Below are 18,422 nucleotides of genomic sequence, written 5' to 3'. Positions count from 1 at the left end.
CTCCTTAAGCGCCAGGCGCCGTTTTGCGCGACTTCGGCATCTGCATGAAGATGGCCGAACCGTGTTTTTTCTTGCCGAACAAGGTCGGTTCGCTGGTGCCGTCCGAGCAGCCGTTGCCGAAGCTGAAGCCGCACGAACCCTTCTCGTTGAAGCTGTCCTCGGCCATTTCCTTGTGGCTGCTGGGGATGACGAAGCGGTCTTCGTAATTGGCGATGGCCATGATGTGGTACATGTCCTCCACCTGCGCCTTGCTCAAGCCCACCTGTTTCAGGACCGTGAGGTTTTCCACCTTTTCCACCGTCTTGCTGCGCATGTAGGCACGCATGGCCAGCATGCGGTCCAGCGCCGTGACGATGGGCGGCTGGTCGCCGGCCGTCAGCAGATTGGCTAGGTACTGCACGGGAATGCGCAGGCTTTGGGTGTCCGGCAGCATGCCGTTCACGCCCAGCTTGCCCGATTCGGCAGCCGCCTGGATCGGCGACAGCGGCGGCACGTACCACACCATCGGCAAGGTGCGGTATTCGGGATGCAGCGGGAACGCCACTTTCCACTCGACGGCCATCTTGTAGACGGGCGACTTGACGGCCGCTTCCAGCCAGAGGTCAGGGATGCCCTGGCGGCGCGCCTCGGCGATGATGGCCGGGTCGTGCGGATCGAGGAACAGGTCGAGCTGCGCCTGGTACAGATCCTGCTCCTGCGGCACGGAGGCGGCAGCCTCGATCTTGTCGGCGTCATACAGCAGCACGCCCAGGTAGCGGATGCGGCCCACGCACGTTTCCGAGCACACGGTAGGCTGGCCAGCTTCGATGCGGGGGAAGCAGAACGTGCACTTCTCCGCCTTGCCGGACGACCAATTGTAGTAAATCTTCTTGTACGGGCAACCGGAGATGCACATGCGCCAGCCGCGGCACTTGTCCTGGTCGATCAGCACGATGCCGTCGTCTTCGCGCTTGTACACGGAGCCGGACGGGCAAGACGCCACGCAAGTCGGATTGAGGCAATGCTCGCACAGGCGCGGCAAGTACATCATGAAGGTGTTTTCGAACGTGCCGTACATCTCTTTCTGCATGTTGTCGAACAGTTTATCCTTGCTGCGCTGGGCAAACTCGCCGCCCAGGTCATCTTCCCAGTTCGGACCCCACTCGATTTTTTCCATCTTTTTCCCCGTCAGCACGGAGATCGGACGGGCCGTCGGCGGCGTCTGCGACAACGGCGCGCTTTGCAGGTGCTCGTAGTCGTAGGTGAACGGCTCGTAGTACTCGTCGATGGCGGGCAGGTTCGGGTTGGCAAAGATATTCGCCAGGATCTTCAAACGGCTGCCCTGGCGCGGCTCGATCTTGCCCGCATCCGTGCGGCGCCAGCCGCCGTTCCACTTGTCCTGGTTTTCCCACTGCTTCGGATAGCCGATGCCGGGCTTGGTTTCCACGTTGTTGAACCATGCGTACTCGACGCCGTCGCGACTGGTCCATACGTTCTTGCAGGTGACGGAACAGGTGTGGCAGCCGATGCACTTGTCCAGGTTCAGCACCATGCCGATTTGCGCTCTAATTTTCATACTATGCTCCTTGTTCCTGCAACGGGCCTTCGAGCCAGTCGACCTTGTTCATCTTGCGCACCAATACGAATTCATCGCGGTTGGAGCCCACCGTGCCGTAGTAATTGAAGCCGTACGCCAGCTGGGCGTAGCCGCCGATCATGTGCGTCGGCTTGGGCACGGCGCGCGTCACCGAGTTATGGATGCCGCCCCGCTTGCCCGTCATCTCCGCGCCAGGCACGTTGATGATCTTTTCCTGGGCGTGGTACATCATCGTCATGCCGGCCGGGATGCGCTGGCTGACGATGGCGCGCGCCGTCAGGCTGCCATTGACGTTGAAGACTTCGATCCAGTCGTTGTCGACGATGCCGGCAGCTTGCGCGTCCGTCTCCGACAGCCACACGTGCGGTCCGCCGCGCGACAATGTCAGCATGCGCAGGTTGTCCGAATACGTGGAGTGGATGCCCCACTTCTGGTGCGGCGTCAAAAAGTTCAGCGCCAGTTCCTTGTTGCCGTTCGGCTTGGTGCCCAGCAGCGCTTCCGTCGTCTTCGTGTTGATGGCCGGTTTGTAGACGCACAGTCCCTCGCCGAAATCGCGCATCCACAGGTGATCCTGGTAGAACTGCTGGCGGCCCGTCAGGGTGCGCCAAGGGATCAGTTCATGCACGTTGGTATAACCGGCCGTGTAGCTGACTTCTTCGCTTTCCAGGCCCGACCAGGTGGGCGAGGAAATGATCTTGCGCGGCTGCGCCTGCACGTCGCGGAAGCGGATGCTGTCATGCTCGCGCGGCAATGCCAGATGCGTGTGGTCGCGTCCCGTGATGGAGGACAGCGCGGCCCAGGCTTTCACGGCCACGTGGCCATTCGTTTCCGGCGCCAGCGACAAAATCATCTCGGCCGCATCGATGGCCGTATCGAGGCGCGGCTGGCCCTGCGACACGCCTTCGTCCAATACCGTGCGGTTGATGCCACGCAGGACGTCGACTTCATGGCCCGTTTTCCAGGAAATGCCCTTGCCGCCGTTGCCGATGGTTTCCAGCAGCGGACCGATCGAGGTGAACTTCTTGTACACGTCGCGGTAATTGCGTTCGACCACCGTCATGTTCGGCATCGTTTTGCCGGGAATCGCTTCGCATTCGCCCGCGCGCCAATCCTTGGGATCGAAAGGCTGGCCCAGTTCGCCCGGCGTGTCGTGCATCAGCGGCGTGAGGATGATGTCTTGCTGGGTGCCCAGCAGTTCGCCGCCGATTTCCGAGAATTTCTCGGCCAGGCCCTTGTAGATTTCCCAGTCCGACTTCGATTGCCACAGCGGCTGCACGGCTTCGGACAGCGGGTGGATGAACGGATGCATGTCCGACGTATTCAAGTCATCCTTTTCATACCAGGTGGCCGTCGGCAGCACCACGTCGCCATACAGGCAGGTGGTCGACATGCGGAAGTCCAGCACCACCAGCAGATCGAGCTTGCCTTCGGCGGCCGGGCGCACTTTCACCTGTTTCGGCGTGAGGCAGTCGTCTTCATCGCTGAGCAAGCCGTTTTGCGTGCCGAGCAGGTATTTCAGGAAGTACTCGTGGCCCTTGCCCGAGCTGCCGAGGATATTCGAGCGCCACACGAACATATTGCGCGGGAAGTTGGCCGGATTGTCCGGGTCGTCGCACGAGAACTGCAGCTGGCCCGCCTTGATCTGGTCGAGCGCATACGCGGCCGGCTTCTGGCCTGCGGCGGCAGCGGCCTTGGCCACTTCCAGCGGATTCGTTTGCAGCTGCGGCGCCGATGGCAGCCAGCCCATGCGCTCGGCCTTGGCGTTGTAGTCGAGCAGGGTCAAGTCGCCCGTGCCGCCGGCCGCCGATGGCGAAGCGATGTCGCCCGTTTCCAGCTTTTCATGGCGCCACTGGCTCGTGTGGGCATAGAAGAACGAGGTGCCGTTCATCTGGCGCATCGGACGCACCCAGTCCTGGGCGAAGGCCAATGGCGTCCAGCCCGTTTGCGGACGCAGTTTTTCCTGGCCCACGTAATGGGCCCAGCCGCCGCCCGACTGGCCGATACAGCCGCACATCATCAGCATGTTGATGATGCCGCGGTAGGTCATGTCCATGTGGTACCAGTGATTCAGGCCGGCGCCCACGATGACCATGCTCTTGCCGCGCGTCTGGTCCGCGTTTTCCGCGAACTGGCGCGCCACGGTGATGACGTCGGCGCGCTTGACGCCCGTGTGCTTTTCCTGCCACGCAGGGGTGTACGGCACGTCGTCGTCATAGCTTTCCGCCACGTTTTCGCCACCGAGGCCGCGGTCGATGCCGTAGTTGGCCAGGGTCAGGTCGAACACGGTGGTCACCAGGCCCGTCGTGCCGTCGGCCAGGCGGATGGTTTTCACCGGCACCTTGCGCAGCAACATGTCGGACGCGTCCTTGCCGCCGAAGTAGGCAAAACCCACTTCCGTGACGGCGTCGCTGTCGTTGATCATGGAGAGCATCGGCACGATAGGCGCGCCGCTGCCGCCTGCCTTCTGTTCCAGGTTCCACTTGCCCGACTCGCCCCAGCGGAAGCCGATGGAGCCGGCCGGCGCGGTGATCGCACCCGTGGTCTCGTCGATGACGAGGGTTTTCCATTCGGGGTTATTGGTTTCGTCGAGGTTGTTGTCCAGGTGCGAAGCGCGCAGGAAGTAGTCGGGCACGAGGGTGCCGTTATGTTCCTTGAGCAGGACCAGCATGGGGAAGTCCGTGTACTGGCGTGCATAGTCGCGGAAGTAGGCGCTCTGCCCTTCCGAGTGGAATTCCTTGAGGATGACGTGGCCCATGGCCAGCGCCAGCGCGGCGTCCGTGCCCTGCTTCGGCGCCAGCCAGATGTCGCCGAACTTCACCATTTCGCCGTAGTCGGGCGAGATGGCGACGGTTTTCGTGCCCTTGTAGCGCACTTCCGTGTAGAAGTGGGCGTCCGGCGTGCGCGTCATCGGCACGTTCGAGCCCCACACCATCAGATAGGTCGAGTTGTACCAGTCGGCCGATTCCGGCACGTCCGTCTGCTCGCCCCACACTTGCGGGCTGGCTGGCGGCAAGTCGCAGTACCAGTCATAGAAGCTCAGAGCCACGCCGCCGATCAGGGACAGGTAGCGCGTGCCGGAAGCATAGCTGACCATGGACATGGCGGGAATCGGCGAGAAGCCGACGATGCGGTCCGGGCCGTATTTCTTGATCGTCAGCGCATTCGCGGCGGCGATGATTTCATTCGATTCTTCCCACGTGGCGCGCACGAAGCCGCCCAGGCCGCGGATGGATTTGTACTGCTGCGAGCGCACGGGGTCCTGGCTGATCCAGTCCCAGGCCGTGACGGGATCCATGGTCTTGCGCGCTTCGCGCCACATTTCCATCAGGCGGCCGCGCACCATCGGGTATTTCACGCGCTGCGCCGAATACACGTACCAGGAATAGCTGGCGCCGCGCGGGCAGCCGCGCGGTTCGTGGTTGGGCAGGTCGGGCCGCGTGCGCGGGTAATCGGTTTGCTGGGTTTCCCAGGTGATCAGGCCATTCTTGACATACACCTTCCAGCTGCACGAGCCGGTACAGTTCACGCCATGCGTGGAGCGCACGATCTTGTCGTGCTGCCAGCGCTGGCGGTAGGCGTTTTCCCAGGTACGGTCTTCATCGACCACGGTGCCGTGGCCGTTTGAAAACGGCTCGGCGGGCTTGCTAAAAAATTTCAGGCGGTCCAGAAAGTGACTCATGCTACCTCCACATTGCGCCGCCGACAGCGGCGCCAGGTCTTAAAAAACGCTGCAAGCACGATAGCTCAAGCGTCGATACAAACAGTCTATCGATGCGCCGTGCCCGGCGGTATTGGCAAGAAGTCGGTTTCCGGCACCAGGAATGCATAGGCGGATAGTCACTATTGCCTATGGGCGGCGCGGCGGAGCTGCGGTATACCTGTCGTCATCGTTCAACACAGAGAAAGAGCATCATGCCGATTACCGATTACGCCAGCCTGCTGAGCAGCGCCCGCAACCAGGAGCAGCCGCAACGCCTGCTGTTCACCTTTACCCAGGCGCAGGCCCAGCCTGGCGGCCAGGGCAAGTCCCTCACGCCCGTGATGTGCGCCGACAAGCTGCCCGAGGAACTGGACAGCTTCGAGACGTTGAAGGAGGAGTCGAAACAGATGCAGACGCACTGGGACGTGGTCTTCGTGGCGGGACTGGCGGGTCGCGAAGGCCAGCCGCCCGCCGCGCAGGAATGCGAGGCGCCCCTGCGCGCCATGGTGACGGCCATCGAGCAAGGCCGCATCGACAGCCTGCTGGCGTTTGACCGCAGCGGGGATTTGTTACGTTTTAGTTGACGGAACTTGTCGGATTACGGCCTGCGGCCTAATCCGACCTACGTGATTAGGCAACTGTAGAGCAAGGTAGGTCGGATTAGCGTAGCGTAATCCGACACCTTGTTGGCCGCACGTTTCAGATTACCTGCCCGCATCCGGCCAAGGGCGCTCATGCAAATGGCGCGCCCTTTCTATTGGACAGACCAGAGGTAAAAACTGCTGCTGGCGCGCCGAATACGCCATCAGCGCCCCGCTATCGATGTCGAAATACCATCCATGTAATTTCAACACGCCCTGCTCCACCCTGCGCTTGAGCCAAGGGTAGGTGAGCAGGTTGTCCAGCGACTGCAATATGCTGGCCAGCTCGCACGCGTGGTGCTGTTCCGCCGACGAACGGTGCGCCAGTTCGCGCCGCACGCGCTGCGCCACCGGTTCGGCGATGCGCATCCACTGGCCCACGAAGTCCGTTTCCTGCCCTTCCGCGCGCGGCTGCGGTTCCAGCAGCGCGCGGATGCCGCCGCAGCGCGCATGACCGAGCACGATGACCCTGGCCACTTCGAGCTTGCAGACGGCGAACTCGATGGCCGAACTGACGCCGGGCGGCGCGTCCGGGGTGCACGGCGGCACCAGGTTGGCGATATTGCGCACGACAAACATGTCGCCCGGGTCGCTGCCCGTCAGCAGCATGGGGTCGACCCTCGAATCGCAGCAGCCGATCAGCAGGGTCGAGGGCCGCTGCCCGTCGCGCAGGCTGTCGTACAGGGTTTGCGGCTCGCTGAAATACTGCTGCTGAAACAGGCTGAAGCCGTTGACGAATTTTTCCAGTTCTTCCATGACTACCTCTTACTGTGTTCAACGCCAGGCAAGCAGGACTCGCCCGGCGTTCTGACGCTGACTAGCAAGGCATCGGCGCGTTCTTGCGCGCATAGCACCACCAGGTGATCGCGATGCAGCTGACATAAAAGCCGATGAAGCACCACAGGGCCGCGTCGGGGCTGCCCGTGAGCGCGATCGAGGTGCCGTAGCTTTTCGGGATGAAGAAGGCACCATACGCCGCCACGGCCGAGGTGAAGCCCAGGACGGCCGCGCCTTCCTTGTTGGCGTCGACGATGGCTTGCTCCTGTACCGCCTTGCCCTTGCCGGCCGCCGCGCGCTGGTGTTCCGTCAGGAAGATCACGGGAATCATGCGGAAGGTCGACGCATTGCCGATGCCCGTGCCGGCGAACAGCAGCATGAACATCCAGAAGAAGCCGTTGAAACTGCCACCCACTCCGCCTTGCGGCATGAAGTACAGCACGCCCAGCACGGCGCCGATCATCAAGAGGAAGGACCACAGGGTGACTCTGGCGCCGCCCAGTTTGTCGGAAATCACGCCGCCGGCCACGCGCGCCAGGGCACCGACGAGGGGGCCGAGGAAGGCGTAATCGAGCGGGTTCACGTCGGGGAACTGGATCTTGATCAGCAGCGGAAACGCGGCCGAATAACCGATGAAGGAGCCGAAGGTGCCCGTGTACAGCCAGCACATGAGCCAGTTATGCTTGCGCTTGAAGATCACGGCCTGCTCGGAAAACGATGCTTTCGCCGACGCCAGGTCATTCATGCCGAACCAGGCCAGCAAGGTCGACAGCGCGATGAACGGCACCCAGATGAAACCCGCGTTTTGCAGCCACATGTCCTTGCTCACGCCATTCTTGACCCAGGTGAGCGAGTCGCCGCCCCAGGCGCCGAAGACGGCAAACGTGATCACCAGCGGCACGACGAACTGCACCACCGACACGCCCAGGTTGCCCAGGCCCGCATTCATGCCCAGCGCGAAGCCCTTGCTCGCCTTAGGATAGAAAAAGCTGATGTTGGCCATCGACGAAGCGAAATTGCCACCACCGAAGCCGCACAGCAGGGCCAGGATCAGCATGGTCGGATAACCGGTGTTCACATCCTGCACGGCCAGGCCGATGCCGATGGCGGGAATCAGCAAGGAACCCGTGGAAATGGCCGTCCAGCGGCGCCCGCCGAAGATCGGCACCATGAACGAATAGAAGATGCGCAAGGTGGCGCCGGACAGGCCAGGCAAGGCCGTCAGCCAGAACAGCTGGTTGTTACTGTAGGTGAAGCCGATGTTGGGCAGGTTGACTACCACCACGCTCCACACCATCCACACGGCGAATGCCAGCAGCAGCGCGGGAATCGAGATCCACAGATTGCGCGCGGCGGTGGCCTTGCCCGTGTTTTGCCAGAAGCTCGGGGTTTCCGGCTCCCACGTATTGATCATGTAGCGGCTCATGCTTTAGCTCCTGCGAGTTGGTTGGTAGGTGCCGCGCGCAGCGGCTTGAACGAGAAATGCATCCAGATGAGGGAGACGCAAACGGTGCCGTAGAGGAGCATGAAGGAGCTCGAACGCACGCCCGTGAAGTCCACCAGGGCGCCGAACATCACGGGCAGGATGAAGCCGCCCAAGCCGCCGGCCAGGCCGACCACGCCCGAAACGGCGCCGATGTTGTCGGAAAAATCATCACCGATGAACTTGAAGACGGACGCCTTGCCCACGGCCATGGCGATACCGACGATGAACAGCAGCACGGTGAACCACAGCGGCGACAGGCCGATATGGAAGGCCAGCGGACCGGTGACGGTTTCCACGACCATCTGCGTTTGCGGATACGACAGCAGGAAGAAGCACACCCAGCACACCCACATCACGGCCCAGGTGACTTTCGCGGCGCCGTATTTGTCGGAGATCCAGCCGCCCACGGCGCGCAGCACGCCGCCCGGCAGCGAGAAACAGGCGGCCAGCAGCGCCGCGTGTTTCAGGTCGAAGCCGTATTCGGCCACGTAGTACTTCGTCATCCACAGCGCCAGCGCCACGTAGCCGCCGAACACCACCGAGTAGTACTGGCAGTAGCGCCACACGCGCGGATCCTTCAGCACCTTCATCTGTGCCTGAAAGCTTTCGCCCGATGGCGCCAGATGCGATTTGTCCGTATACGAGAACAGCCAGAAGATGATGGCCGTGGCCAGCATGGCTACCGCATACACCTTGGGCAGCATCTGCCAGCCGAAGGCGGCGACGATACCGGGCGCGACGAACTTGGTCAGCGCGGAACCGGAGTTGCCGGCGCCGAAGATGCCCATCGCCAGGCCGCGGCGCTCCTTTTCATACCAGCGCGCCACGTAGGGCGTACCGACGGAAAACGAGCCGCCCGCCAGGCCCACGAACATGCCCAGTACGAGGAAGTGCCAGTAGGCGGTAGCGTAGGAGATCAGGTAGATCGGCACCACGCTGGCCAGCATCAGCCAGAAGAAGACGCGGCGTCCGCCGTATTTGTCCGTCCAGATGCCCAAGGGCACGCGCACGAGGGAGCCCGTCAGCACGGGCATGGCGGCCAGCAGGCCGAATTGTGTTTCAGTCAAGCCCAGGCTGGTCTTGATGGGGATGCCCAGTACGGCAAACATCATCCAGACTGCAAAGCAGATGGTAAATGCGAAGGTGCTGCTGATCAGCACGGACGCCTGCTTGCGCCGCATGCCGGGTTCGACTGCCTTGTTACTACTGTTGTTCTTAGTGCCATCTAGGGTAGCCACGATGTTTCTCCATGAATGCACTGGCCGTCTGGCCAGCCGTCCCGACCAGCTTACGTGGCAGAGTCGAAAGGCACTATCGGCCACAGGGTGATTCTGGAAAGGCAATCTGGATAGCCGTATCGGCAAAAGTGACTAGATGGCGGGGTATGGACCTAGCCTGGATGGCGGGTGTTTTACAAACGGACGCATTTTTGGCACACTCGGCGCCTGGATAAAAAGAAAGCCATGCAGGACATTCACGAAACAGACGGGATCATCACGCGCGCGGCGCTGCCGGGCGATGTGGACGCCATGCTGGCCTGCGATGCCTATGCGCAGGCGCACGCCAGCCGGGGCGAGGCCGTGCGCGCCGCCGTCGGCCAGGGGCACTGCCAGGTAGCCATCCGGGCTGGCCAGGTGGCAGGCTATGTCCTCACGCGCGACGATTTCTTTGATTACGGCTTTGTCTCGCTGGTGGTGGTCTCGCCCGCCCACCAGCGGCGCGGCGTGGGTGTGCGCCTGCTGGCCGCCGCCGAAGCCGCGTGCACGACGGCGAAGCTATTCACGTCGACGAACCAATCCAATCTGGCCGCGCAACAGCTGTTCGCCAGCGCGGGTTTCGTGCGCAGCGGACAGATCGACCATCTCGACGAGGGAGACCCGGAGCTCGTGTACATGAAATGGTGCCGCTGATTGCGCGTCCCTCCGACGGCGTATGGCGCGGCGCGCCAAAGACGGCTATGCTGGCGCTACTTTGAATAACGACCGCAGGGACATATGGACTACCTGAGCCTCAAGCATTTCCACATGGCTTGCGCCGCCGCCAGCGGCCTCTTTTTGCTCTTGCGCGGCGCGTGGATGCTGCGCGCCTCGCCCGCCTTGCAGCAGCGCTGGGTAAAAATCCTGCCGCACCTGGTCGACACGGCCTTGCTGGCCAGCGCCATTACCCTGGCCGTGTGGAGCGGCCAGTCGCCGGGCAGCCAGCCCTGGCTGGGCGCCAAGCTGTGCGCGCTGGTGGCCTACATCGTGCTGGGCACCATCGCCCTGAAACGGGGCAAGACACCAGCCGTGCGCGGCGCAGCCTTCGCGGGTGCCGTGCTGGTATTTGCCTACATCGTTGCCGTGGCCGTGACCAAGCAGGCTTGGCCGCTGTGATGCAGCAAAAAATGTAGCGCAGGGTCGCGCCTGCAGTACAGAGTGACGCGTGCGCGGCGCGACCTGCAGGTGCTTATTTGGCGCGGTTTCTTTCCTGAATTTCCTTGCCAAGGGCGTCCTCTAGCCACCATTCACGCACCTCGAGCGCCTTGTTCTCGATGCTGGCATTGGCCAGCAAGGGATTTTTCTTCAGGTATGCGATATCTTCCTCGAAATTGTCGTGTATCGAAGCCACTTGCAGGAAACGGTTGGCATCCAGACGTCCCAGGTAGATGACCTTGCCAGCAACGACGTCAAACTCGATCGGCTTCGGCGACGATTCGGAGTACCTGGACCTGAATCCATAGTCAAGCAGCCAGATGATGACGCTGTAGCGTCCCGGCGTCAGCTGCAGCGCAAAGGTGCTGCCTTTGCCCGTAGGTACTTTTGGCAAGACATTCTGCAAGGCGACCTGGCCGGCGGGAGCATGGCTGGATAACCACAGACTTTTGCCCTCGAGGGCGGCAGGGTCGCTGCTGACGATGCCGAACCTGGCGCCATGCGCCTCGAAGACGGAGCTCTCGAACACGGTGCCGACGACAACGCCCTTGGCAAGGTCGGGTGTCGTGTAGGTAAACGCAGGCGCGCTATTGCGGCCGGTGACACAGGCCGACAACAGCGCAGGCAGCAAGACGGCGCACGCCAGCGCGCGCAGCATGGTGGTTCGGACAAACATGGATGATCCTGAATAAAATGAAGAAATGGGTCACAAGTGATGGGCAAAGGGCAAAGGACGGCAAGCGCGCCTGTGCCTGCATGAGTCCAGATAAATATTGCTAATTGGAAATATTTTCAGTGTATCCGCCTGGCACGAAAATGTCTAGTTGACAAGTAGTCAAAGGACGCCATACGACTTCTGCGGAACGCGGCAAGCTGCACGGCAATGATAGTATTGGCAACTTCATCGACAAGGCAGCCACCGTGGCCGTGCTGCTCCCCTGAAAGGCAACCATGCTCTTATCCGAACTATTGACCAAGCTGACCTGCGGTGATCTGGAAGGCGAGGAACTCGACGACGCCGTCGCCGCCATCACCGAAGCTCCCTCCGCGCCGCGCGAGGAATGGGTCGACAGCGATGCGCAAGCCTACGCGCTGGAACTCCTCTCGCAGCTGGGCGGCCATATGGCGTCGAGCGACAAGATCGATGAATTGCACGAACAGATACAGGACATGTTCGACGAATTCCCCGACTTCCCGTACGCACTGCTCAAGGAAAGCGGCGGCAGCGTGCTGCCCTATTTCGAGTGGCTGGATACGGAACTGGCGCAGCGCGCCGTGGAAGAAGGCGGCTATGACCTGATCCAGATCGACGGCAACGGCTCCGACGAAATGGATGCGCTGATCGTCTACCGGCGCGACACGGACGACATCATCCAGGCGGCGGCATTGATGGGCGTGACGATAGGCCGGCCGCTCACCTACTATCGCGGCATCGATGCGATGGTAGGCAAGCGGCCAGGGTAAGACTTACTGCATCGGCAAGGCGCTGACATCGACGGCCGGCGCCTGGCCCGTCGCGGGCCGCGTAAAGTTCTGGCTGGTTTTCACATAGTCGGCGAAGAAGCCGCCGTTATGCAGGTAGAACTTGCCGTTTTCCAGCCCGCCCGCATAATCCATGCGCTGCGCATTCGTGGCCGTGGCGTCGCCCGTGAACCTTCCCGCCGTCACTTCGGTCCATGTCCCGGAAACGTTCCTGGCCCACTGGTTGCCAAACTGGACGCGGCGCTCCGTGTAGCCCTTCGTATCGATGAAGTTCTCGAGGAAGGAATGCACGCCCGTCAGATACGTGGATATCGCCGGCCGCTTCCACGTGGCGATGTAGCGCCACTTGCCCGTCTCGGGCGCAAAGAACCAGGCCGAGTAATCGCTGCCGCCATTGCCGTCGGGCCGCGCGCGCGTGATGAAGCGGTACGTCGTGCCGGCCGCCCAGTTATACGACAGATAGGTCTGGCCGCCCGTGCCCTCGCCGCCAAACGCATTGTCGACCACGCCGGCGCCCTTGCTGACCAGTGTGGTCCTGGCGCCATTGTCGGCGTCCCACACGGAGAACAATATCCAGCGCTCGCTCGGTGATTTCACCTGGATGCCCATGTAGCCCTGGCCAAAGCCGTTGGCCATGAAATAGGAACCGATGGCGTCCTGGCCCTGGGGAATCGTCATCTCGTTATAGAAATACTCGGTATTGGCCGGCACCGTATAACCCATGTGCACGGACGGGCCGCGCCGCGACCAGTAGTAATTGGCGGGGTCATTCGCGTAATTGAGCGTGGCGTTCGACGTCACCTTCAGCGCCGAAACGTCGCCAAAATAGCCGCTCACGCGCTTCACGCCGCGCAAGTCCACCTTCACGTAGCCTGGCGCGGCCACGTTGACCGTGCCCACCGCATAGGTCTTGCTGGCCGTTCCCGCCAGGGCCACGTCGAAGGGCTGGCCGTTGACCGTCACGCGCACCGTGCTGGTGCTGCCATCGGCCAGCCTGGCGTCGAGCGCCACCGTCACGGGACCGGCCGCGCCGACGCGGAAATACGCGCTGGCACCGTGTTCGGGCTGGCTCCAGTTAGCCAAGCCATTGTCATTGATGACTGCGCCTGCGTCGGCGCTGGTGATGAAGGCATTGCCGGCCAGGGCCACGGTGGCCGGCGTGCCCGTCACGGCCAGGCTGCTCGCGAGCATGGACGCGGTGGCGCCGGCACTGCCCCCGCCACCGCCGCAGGCGGCCAGCAACAAGGGCATGGTGGAAAGAACTGCGTAGAGTACTGCATTTCTGTGTTTCATCGACGTCTCCTGGTGGTGAGGCTTTGCGGCGGGCGAACACGGGCCTGCGCACCTGCGCCGCGGTTGAAAAACTGGATGGACAGAAAAAACCCGCTACGGCAACTGGTGCGGTAGCGGGCGAATGGGGCTTAGTATTTGCCGTCGAGGGCGAAGATCGGCTTGCGCGATTTCCACTGCCCGCCCGTGAAGTCCGGGAAGTTCAGGGTCTGGAAATTGGCCGCGATCGATTGCTCGGACAGCGGCGTGATGGCGCTCCATGTCACTGCATCGTAGATATCGATCGGCATCGGCGCGTTGGCCTTGAGCGCTTCGACAAAGGCGTGGATGACGAAGAAGTCCATGCCGCCGTGGCCCGCGCCTTCCGCTTGCGTCGCGTACTTGCGCCACACCGGATGCTCATACTTGTCCTGGTAAGCCTTGAAGTCGTCCCACTGGTGCGGTTTGCTGACGCCTTCGATGTGGATCGAATTGTTCAAGTCCATCCACAAGCCGTCCGTGCCTTGCACGCGGAAGCCCAGCGAGTACGGGCGCGGCAAGCTCGTATCGTGCTGCAGGATGATGGTTTCGCCGTTCTCGCACGCCAGGGTCGTGGTGACGACGTCGCCCAGCTTGAATTTCACCTTGGCGTTCGCATGCTGGGCGCCGCCCGGCTGCTTGACGATGTAGTCATGCAAGCCGCGCGCCTTGGTGGCGAAGGCGTTGATGCGCGTAAAACGGTTGCCGCGGTTGATGTTCGTGTACATGGCGCACGGGCCGATGCCGTGGCTCGGATACAGCTCGCCATTGCGCTCGACCGAGTGCTGCGTGCGCCAATGGGCTTCCGACCAGCCCTTCTCGCCGAATTCCACGCCGCCGCCATACGGCTTGGCCGGATTGCCGCTGTTGAATTTCACGGCGCGCAAATCGTGCTGGTAGCCGCCCTGCAGGTGCAGCAGTTCGCCGAACAGGCCCGCGCGCACCATCTGCAGCGCGGCCATCACGTCGCGGCGGTAGCACACGTTTTCCAGCAACATGTACGGCGTGCCCGTCTTCAGCTGGGTGTTCAGGACATCCCAGTGGTCTTGCAGGGTGATGCCGGCCACCACTTCGCAGCCGACGGCGATCTTCGCCTGCATGGCGGCAATCGCCATCGGCGCGTGGAATTCCCACGGCGTGGCGATGATCACGCCATCGAGGCCGCCCGCGTCCAGCATGCGCTTGTACGCTTTCTGGTCGCGGTCTTCGCCATACGTGCGCGGACGCGGCTTGCCGGCCTTGGCCACCTGGCCCAGCGCATGTTTCAGCATGATCGGTTCGATATCGCACAGCGCAACCACTTCCACGTCGTCGCGGCGCACCAGTTCGGCCAGCAGCACCTGGCCGCGCATGCCCGTGCCGATCAGGCCCAGGCGGACCTTGTCGCGGCCGGCGGCGGGTGCGGCGTTGGCCTCGCCAGGCAGCAAAGTGCTGCCGGCCATGGCGCCACCGGCCAGCGCGGCGCTGGCGGACAGGAAATTGCGTCGATTGAATTGTGTCGTCATTGGTCTCTTCTCGCTTCCATTGGTAATGATCGTCGCCGGCCCGCCGCGCGGCAGGCCGGCTGCAGTTTAATAGGTGTATTCCGCCGTGAAGCGCACGGAACGCGGCGCCGTGCGGCCGGCCACCTGCAGATAGCTGCGGGCGATGGCGCCATGGTCTTCGCGCGTCTCGTTGTAGCGGGTCACGGTCTGGCTGTTGAACACATTGAACACGTCCACTTTCAGGCTCAGGCCCTTGACGGCGCCGGGAGTATAGGCCAGATTCATGTCCAGCTGGGCTTGCCATGGCAGGCGGCCCTGGCTGCCGCGCGGCGCCGCTTTGCCATCGCAATAGAAGTAGGAATCGCCGTAGTCGTTCTCGAATTTCAGGTTGTCGGGCAGCGCGCCGATGCAGTTGCGCGGCGCGCCCGACGTCAGCGACAGGTTGGCGCCGACCGTCACGTCCGGGATGACCTGCATGAAGCCGTAGGCCTTGAAGGCGTGGCGGTGGTCGCCCGGCAGATAGCCATACGCGTTGTACATCAGTTCCTTGTGGTCGTCGCTGACCGTCAGGCCCACGTCGCCGCCGCCGATGCTGTCCGTCTGGCCTTCCATATTGCCCTTCAAGCCGGACAAGGTGTAGGTCAGCTTGCCGTACCAGCCATTCGTGTACGGGTGCTCGATGAACATGTTCAAGGCGCGGTAGGTGCGTGCCGGTTTCGGATTGCCCCACTCCGCCGCCGAAATATCCACGCGGCGCAAGCCCTTGCCATCGTCGAAGTCGACCATCAGGCTGTTGTCGCGGCCCGGGTTGATGATGGCGCACTGGAAGCCGCCCCAGTTGCTCGTGTCGACACTGTTGCGCGTGGCCCAGGCTTGCAGCGGACGCGCGTCGCAGGTGTCGTCGTTGGTGTCGTTCAGCTTGCGGTACAGGACGCTGGCGCCCACCACCAGTTTCTTGCTCAGGGCACGTTCGAAGCCCAGCGAGAACTCATCCTGCGACAGCGGCTTCAGGCCGACGGCCGTCACCTCGCGCGCATCGCGGCTCTGGCCATAGGCGTTGTTGGCCGAATACGGCTTGCTGATCGCGTGCAGGCCCGTCGGCGCGCCCGTGACGGGATCGATGCCCGTGTACGTGTACATCTCGCTGGTGGCCAGGAAGGGGCTGGCCATGTTGCTCGACAAATTCGACGGCACGGGCAGGTGGTAGCGGCCGCCGTTGGCGAAGAATTTCAGGGTGCCGTCACCCAGGTAGTCCCAGGTGGCGCCCACGCGCGGGGCGATCATGTTGCGCTGCGAAATGAAGGCCACGCCATCGGTGCTGTAGTTGGTGAACTGTTCGCGGCGCAGGCCCAGGTCCAGCAGCACCCGTTCCGTGACCTGGTAGTGATCCTGGATGTATTGCGCCGATTGCACGCTGGTCGGGCGCGCCAGGTTGGCGTTCAAGTCCTTGCTGACGTAATAGCCCTGCGCGCCGTAGCCGCCGCCCTGGGCCGGCGTTTCAAAGGCGCCGTTGATGGCCCGGTTCGGATCCGTCGCGCGCTGGTAGCTCCAGCGGTGGCCGCCGGCCAGGCTCAGGCCCACTTTCGACTCCACGTCGATGCGGTCGATGCCGCCGCGCAGCGAGTGCTTGCCCAGCTTGTATTCGAGATCGAGGCGCTTGGCTTTCTGGCGGTCTTCCGACGATGGGTCGACCAGGGTGCCCGTCACCGTTTGCGGATTGGCGTACGTCAGGCCGGGCACCTGGGTCGAGGTATTCGACGACGTTTGCGCCAGCAGCGGGTTGTAGCCGTTCGGCGTGCGGGTGTGCGAGGTGCGCGACTCGCCCATCATGGCCGTCACGGTCAGGTTGTCCGTCAGGTAGCCCGTGTACTTGAAGATGTCGATGTTGGCGCCCGGCGCGGCCGATGAGCCGCAGCAGTTGACCGTCTTCTCGCCCTTGCCTGCCTGTATGCCATTGCTCGCATGCGTGGCGTAGCTGTAGCCGTACGCCTGGCTGTCCGTCTTCGTGCGGTCATACAGCTTGGTGTATTCGAAGTGATGGTCGTCCGTCAGGTTGTAATCGAGCTTGGCCATCATGCGGTCCACCTTGCTCTGGCTCGTGCTCCAGCCGCGCGCCAGGGCCGTGCCCGAGTCGGCGGCGGCGGCAACGGACTGGCTGTCCGTGCGCGTCTGTTCCAGCGCCACGAAGGCGAACAGCTTATTCTTGATCAGCGGGCCGCTGCCGTACAGGCCCACCACCTTGCTGGTGCTGCCATTGTCGCGGTTCCAGTACAGCAGATTGCCGTCCGTCTTGGGATTGGCGCCCGTGTTCGGGTAATAGGTGTTTTCCGGCTCGCCCTTCAGCGAACGGGGAATGATCGAGACCTTGCCGCCGAATTCGACCTTGTTGCCGCCGCTTTTGGTGGTGATGTTGATCACGCCGCCCGTGGAGCGGCCGAATTCCGAACCATAGCCGCCCGACAGCACCTGCAGGTTGGAGATCGCGCCAAACGGCAGCTCCGACGCGCCCACTTGCGTCAGGATGTTCGTGATGGGGAAGCCGTTGACGTAGAACGCGTTTTCCGACTGGCCCGAGCCGCCGATCGATGGCGCATTGCCGTACACGCTGTTGGTGCCGCGCGAGACGCCCGGCGTCAGCTGCACGATGGACGCCACATCATTGCCGACCGGCAGCGCCTTCAATTCCTTGGCCGTGAAGATCACGCCATTGTTCGTGTTCGACACGTCGATCGGATTGCGCGACGCCTTCACCACGACGGTCTGCTCCTGACCCACGGTGCCGGCCGCGCTGGCCGGGCCGAAGTTCGCTTCCGCGCCCGCGCCGATAAGCGCTTCGACTTCCTGCGATGCTTCCACCGAACCGGCACGCAGCACACGTACCGCATAGCGCCCTGGCGGCATGGAATTGGCCACGTAGCGGCCCGACGTATCGGGCGTCAAGGTGCGCTGTACGCCCGTAGCCAGGTTTTCCAGCACCACGGTGGCGCCGGCCGGTGCGCTCACTTCGCCAAAAATGGTGCTGGTGGCGTTCGACTGTGCCCAGGCCTGGCCTGGCACGCCGGCCGCCAGGGCGATCACGATCGCGGCGGCGCGGCTGATGTCGCGCAATTTGAGTCGGGTGGTATGCATGGTGTGTCTCCGTCTATATCGAGGGTTATGCGCGCCCTCCCCGCTCCAGGGCGAAGCCGGGGGGACGCAATTTTTATGGTGGTCGTCGGAAGGTAGCTCCAGGCAGTTGCACCTTCCGGGAAATCAGTCCGTATCGGCTGATTTTCGTTTTCTTGGGATTACTTTAAAAAGAAAAATAAGTATCGTCAACAAAAAGAAAGTTATAACGGCAATTAATCGAGAAATTGGGAAAATAACCTCAATTTATCTTTCGATTGAATCTGTGACTAGTCGCATAACTTTCGTTATCGTGGCGCGACGGATACACACCTATGCATGGACGTGATCAGAAACGGCGAACCGGCCCAAAAAAATGGCGAGAAAAACGCGAAAGCAGCCAGGACCCTCTGCTTTCGCTTACGTTTATCTTTCGTATTGCGTATTTCGGA

The 18,422-nt window shown here is 62.5% G+C and carries 13 protein-coding genes; 4 read left to right on the top strand and 9 right to left on the bottom strand.

The genetic code is table 11. The annotated features are described in order from the left end of the window. Positions 1-4: 4 nt before the first annotated feature. On the bottom strand, positions 5-1,555 hold the full coding sequence (narH, locus tag AC4BCN_RS14260) for a nitrate reductase subunit beta (protein ID WP_034751243.1): 1,551 nt from the start codon (positions 1,553-1,555) through the stop codon (positions 5-7). Between the two features lies 1 nt (position 1,556). Continuing rightward, positions 1,557-5,255 carry a nitrate reductase subunit alpha gene (locus AC4BCN_RS14255; protein ID WP_490490985.1) on the bottom strand — a complete coding sequence of 1,233 codons (3,699 nt, stop codon included), beginning with the start codon at positions 5,253-5,255 and terminating at the stop codon, positions 1,557-1,559. Positions 5,256-5,488: 233 nt separating this feature from the next. Between AC4BCN_RS14255 and AC4BCN_RS14250 the strand changes: the two genes are divergently transcribed. Next, positions 5,489-5,860, top strand: a complete 372-nt coding sequence (locus tag AC4BCN_RS14250; RefSeq protein ID WP_034751248.1) for a hypothetical protein — start codon at positions 5,489-5,491, stop codon at positions 5,858-5,860. A gap of 120 nt (positions 5,861-5,980) precedes the next feature. On the opposite strand, the gene AC4BCN_RS14245 is transcribed toward AC4BCN_RS14250, so the two are convergent. From AC4BCN_RS14245 to AC4BCN_RS14235, 3 genes are all read right to left on the bottom strand, one after another. Then, on the bottom strand, positions 5,981-6,673 hold the full coding sequence (locus AC4BCN_RS14245; RefSeq protein ID WP_034751250.1) for a carbonic anhydrase: 693 nt from the start codon (positions 6,671-6,673) through the stop codon (positions 5,981-5,983). 61 nt (positions 6,674-6,734) lie between these two features. Then, complete coding sequence (locus AC4BCN_RS14240) at positions 6,735-8,120, bottom strand: NarK family nitrate/nitrite MFS transporter (protein ID WP_139091861.1); 1,386 nt, start codon at positions 8,118-8,120, stop codon at positions 6,735-6,737. Then, on the bottom strand, positions 8,117-9,361 hold the full coding sequence (locus tag AC4BCN_RS14235; RefSeq protein ID WP_490493603.1) for an MFS transporter: 1,245 nt from the start codon (positions 9,359-9,361) through the stop codon (positions 8,117-8,119). Before AC4BCN_RS14235 ends, AC4BCN_RS14240 begins: the two co-directional genes overlap by 4 nt. Positions 9,362-9,643: 282 nt before the next feature. Here AC4BCN_RS14235 and AC4BCN_RS14230 point away from each other — a divergent pair, with 282 nt between their 5' ends. Together AC4BCN_RS14230 and AC4BCN_RS14225 are read left to right on the top strand one after the other, a co-directional pair. Continuing rightward, positions 9,644-10,090, top strand: coding sequence for a GNAT family N-acetyltransferase (locus AC4BCN_RS14230; protein ID WP_490490984.1), 447 nt, complete (start codon positions 9,644-9,646; stop codon positions 10,088-10,090). Between the two features lie 84 nt (positions 10,091-10,174). After that, positions 10,175-10,552, top strand: coding sequence for a SirB2 family protein (locus AC4BCN_RS14225; protein ID WP_490490983.1), 378 nt, complete (start codon positions 10,175-10,177; stop codon positions 10,550-10,552). Positions 10,553-10,625: 73 nt separating this feature from the next. On the opposite strand, the gene AC4BCN_RS14220 is transcribed toward AC4BCN_RS14225, so the two are convergent. Continuing rightward, on the bottom strand, positions 10,626-11,267 hold the full coding sequence (locus AC4BCN_RS14220; RefSeq protein WP_139143519.1) for a hypothetical protein: 642 nt from the start codon (positions 11,265-11,267) through the stop codon (positions 10,626-10,628). 275 nt (positions 11,268-11,542) lie between these two features. On the opposite strand from AC4BCN_RS14220, the gene AC4BCN_RS14215 reads away from it, so the two are divergent. Next, the gene (locus tag AC4BCN_RS14215; RefSeq protein ID WP_139143520.1) at positions 11,543-12,055 is read left to right on the top strand and encodes a hypothetical protein; all 513 of its coding nucleotides are present in this window, start codon (positions 11,543-11,545) and stop codon (positions 12,053-12,055) included. 3 nt (positions 12,056-12,058) lie between these two features. Here the strand turns inward: AC4BCN_RS14215 and AC4BCN_RS14210 are convergent, their stop codons facing one another. The 3 genes from AC4BCN_RS14210 to AC4BCN_RS14200 all read right to left on the bottom strand — a co-directional run bounded on the left by AC4BCN_RS14210 (position 12,059) and on the right by AC4BCN_RS14200 (position 17,994). Continuing rightward, positions 12,059-13,366: a DUF3472 domain-containing protein gene (locus tag AC4BCN_RS14210; protein WP_490490982.1), complete on the bottom strand. Its 1,308-nt coding sequence runs from the start codon at positions 13,364-13,366 to the stop codon at positions 12,059-12,061. Positions 13,367-13,494: 128 nt separating this feature from the next. Then, positions 13,495-14,886, bottom strand: a complete 1,392-nt coding sequence (locus AC4BCN_RS14205; RefSeq protein ID WP_490490981.1) for a Gfo/Idh/MocA family protein — start codon at positions 14,884-14,886, stop codon at positions 13,495-13,497. A 66-nt stretch (positions 14,887-14,952) separates the two neighbouring features. Further along, entirely contained in the window at positions 14,953-17,994 is a 3,042-nt protein-coding gene (locus AC4BCN_RS14200; protein ID WP_490490980.1) for a TonB-dependent receptor, read from the bottom strand. Positions 17,995-18,422 lie beyond the last annotated feature (428 nt).

The organism is Janthinobacterium sp. Bl 1, from assembly GCF_058215535.1.
This window is presented reverse-complemented; position numbering and strand designations above follow the sequence as displayed.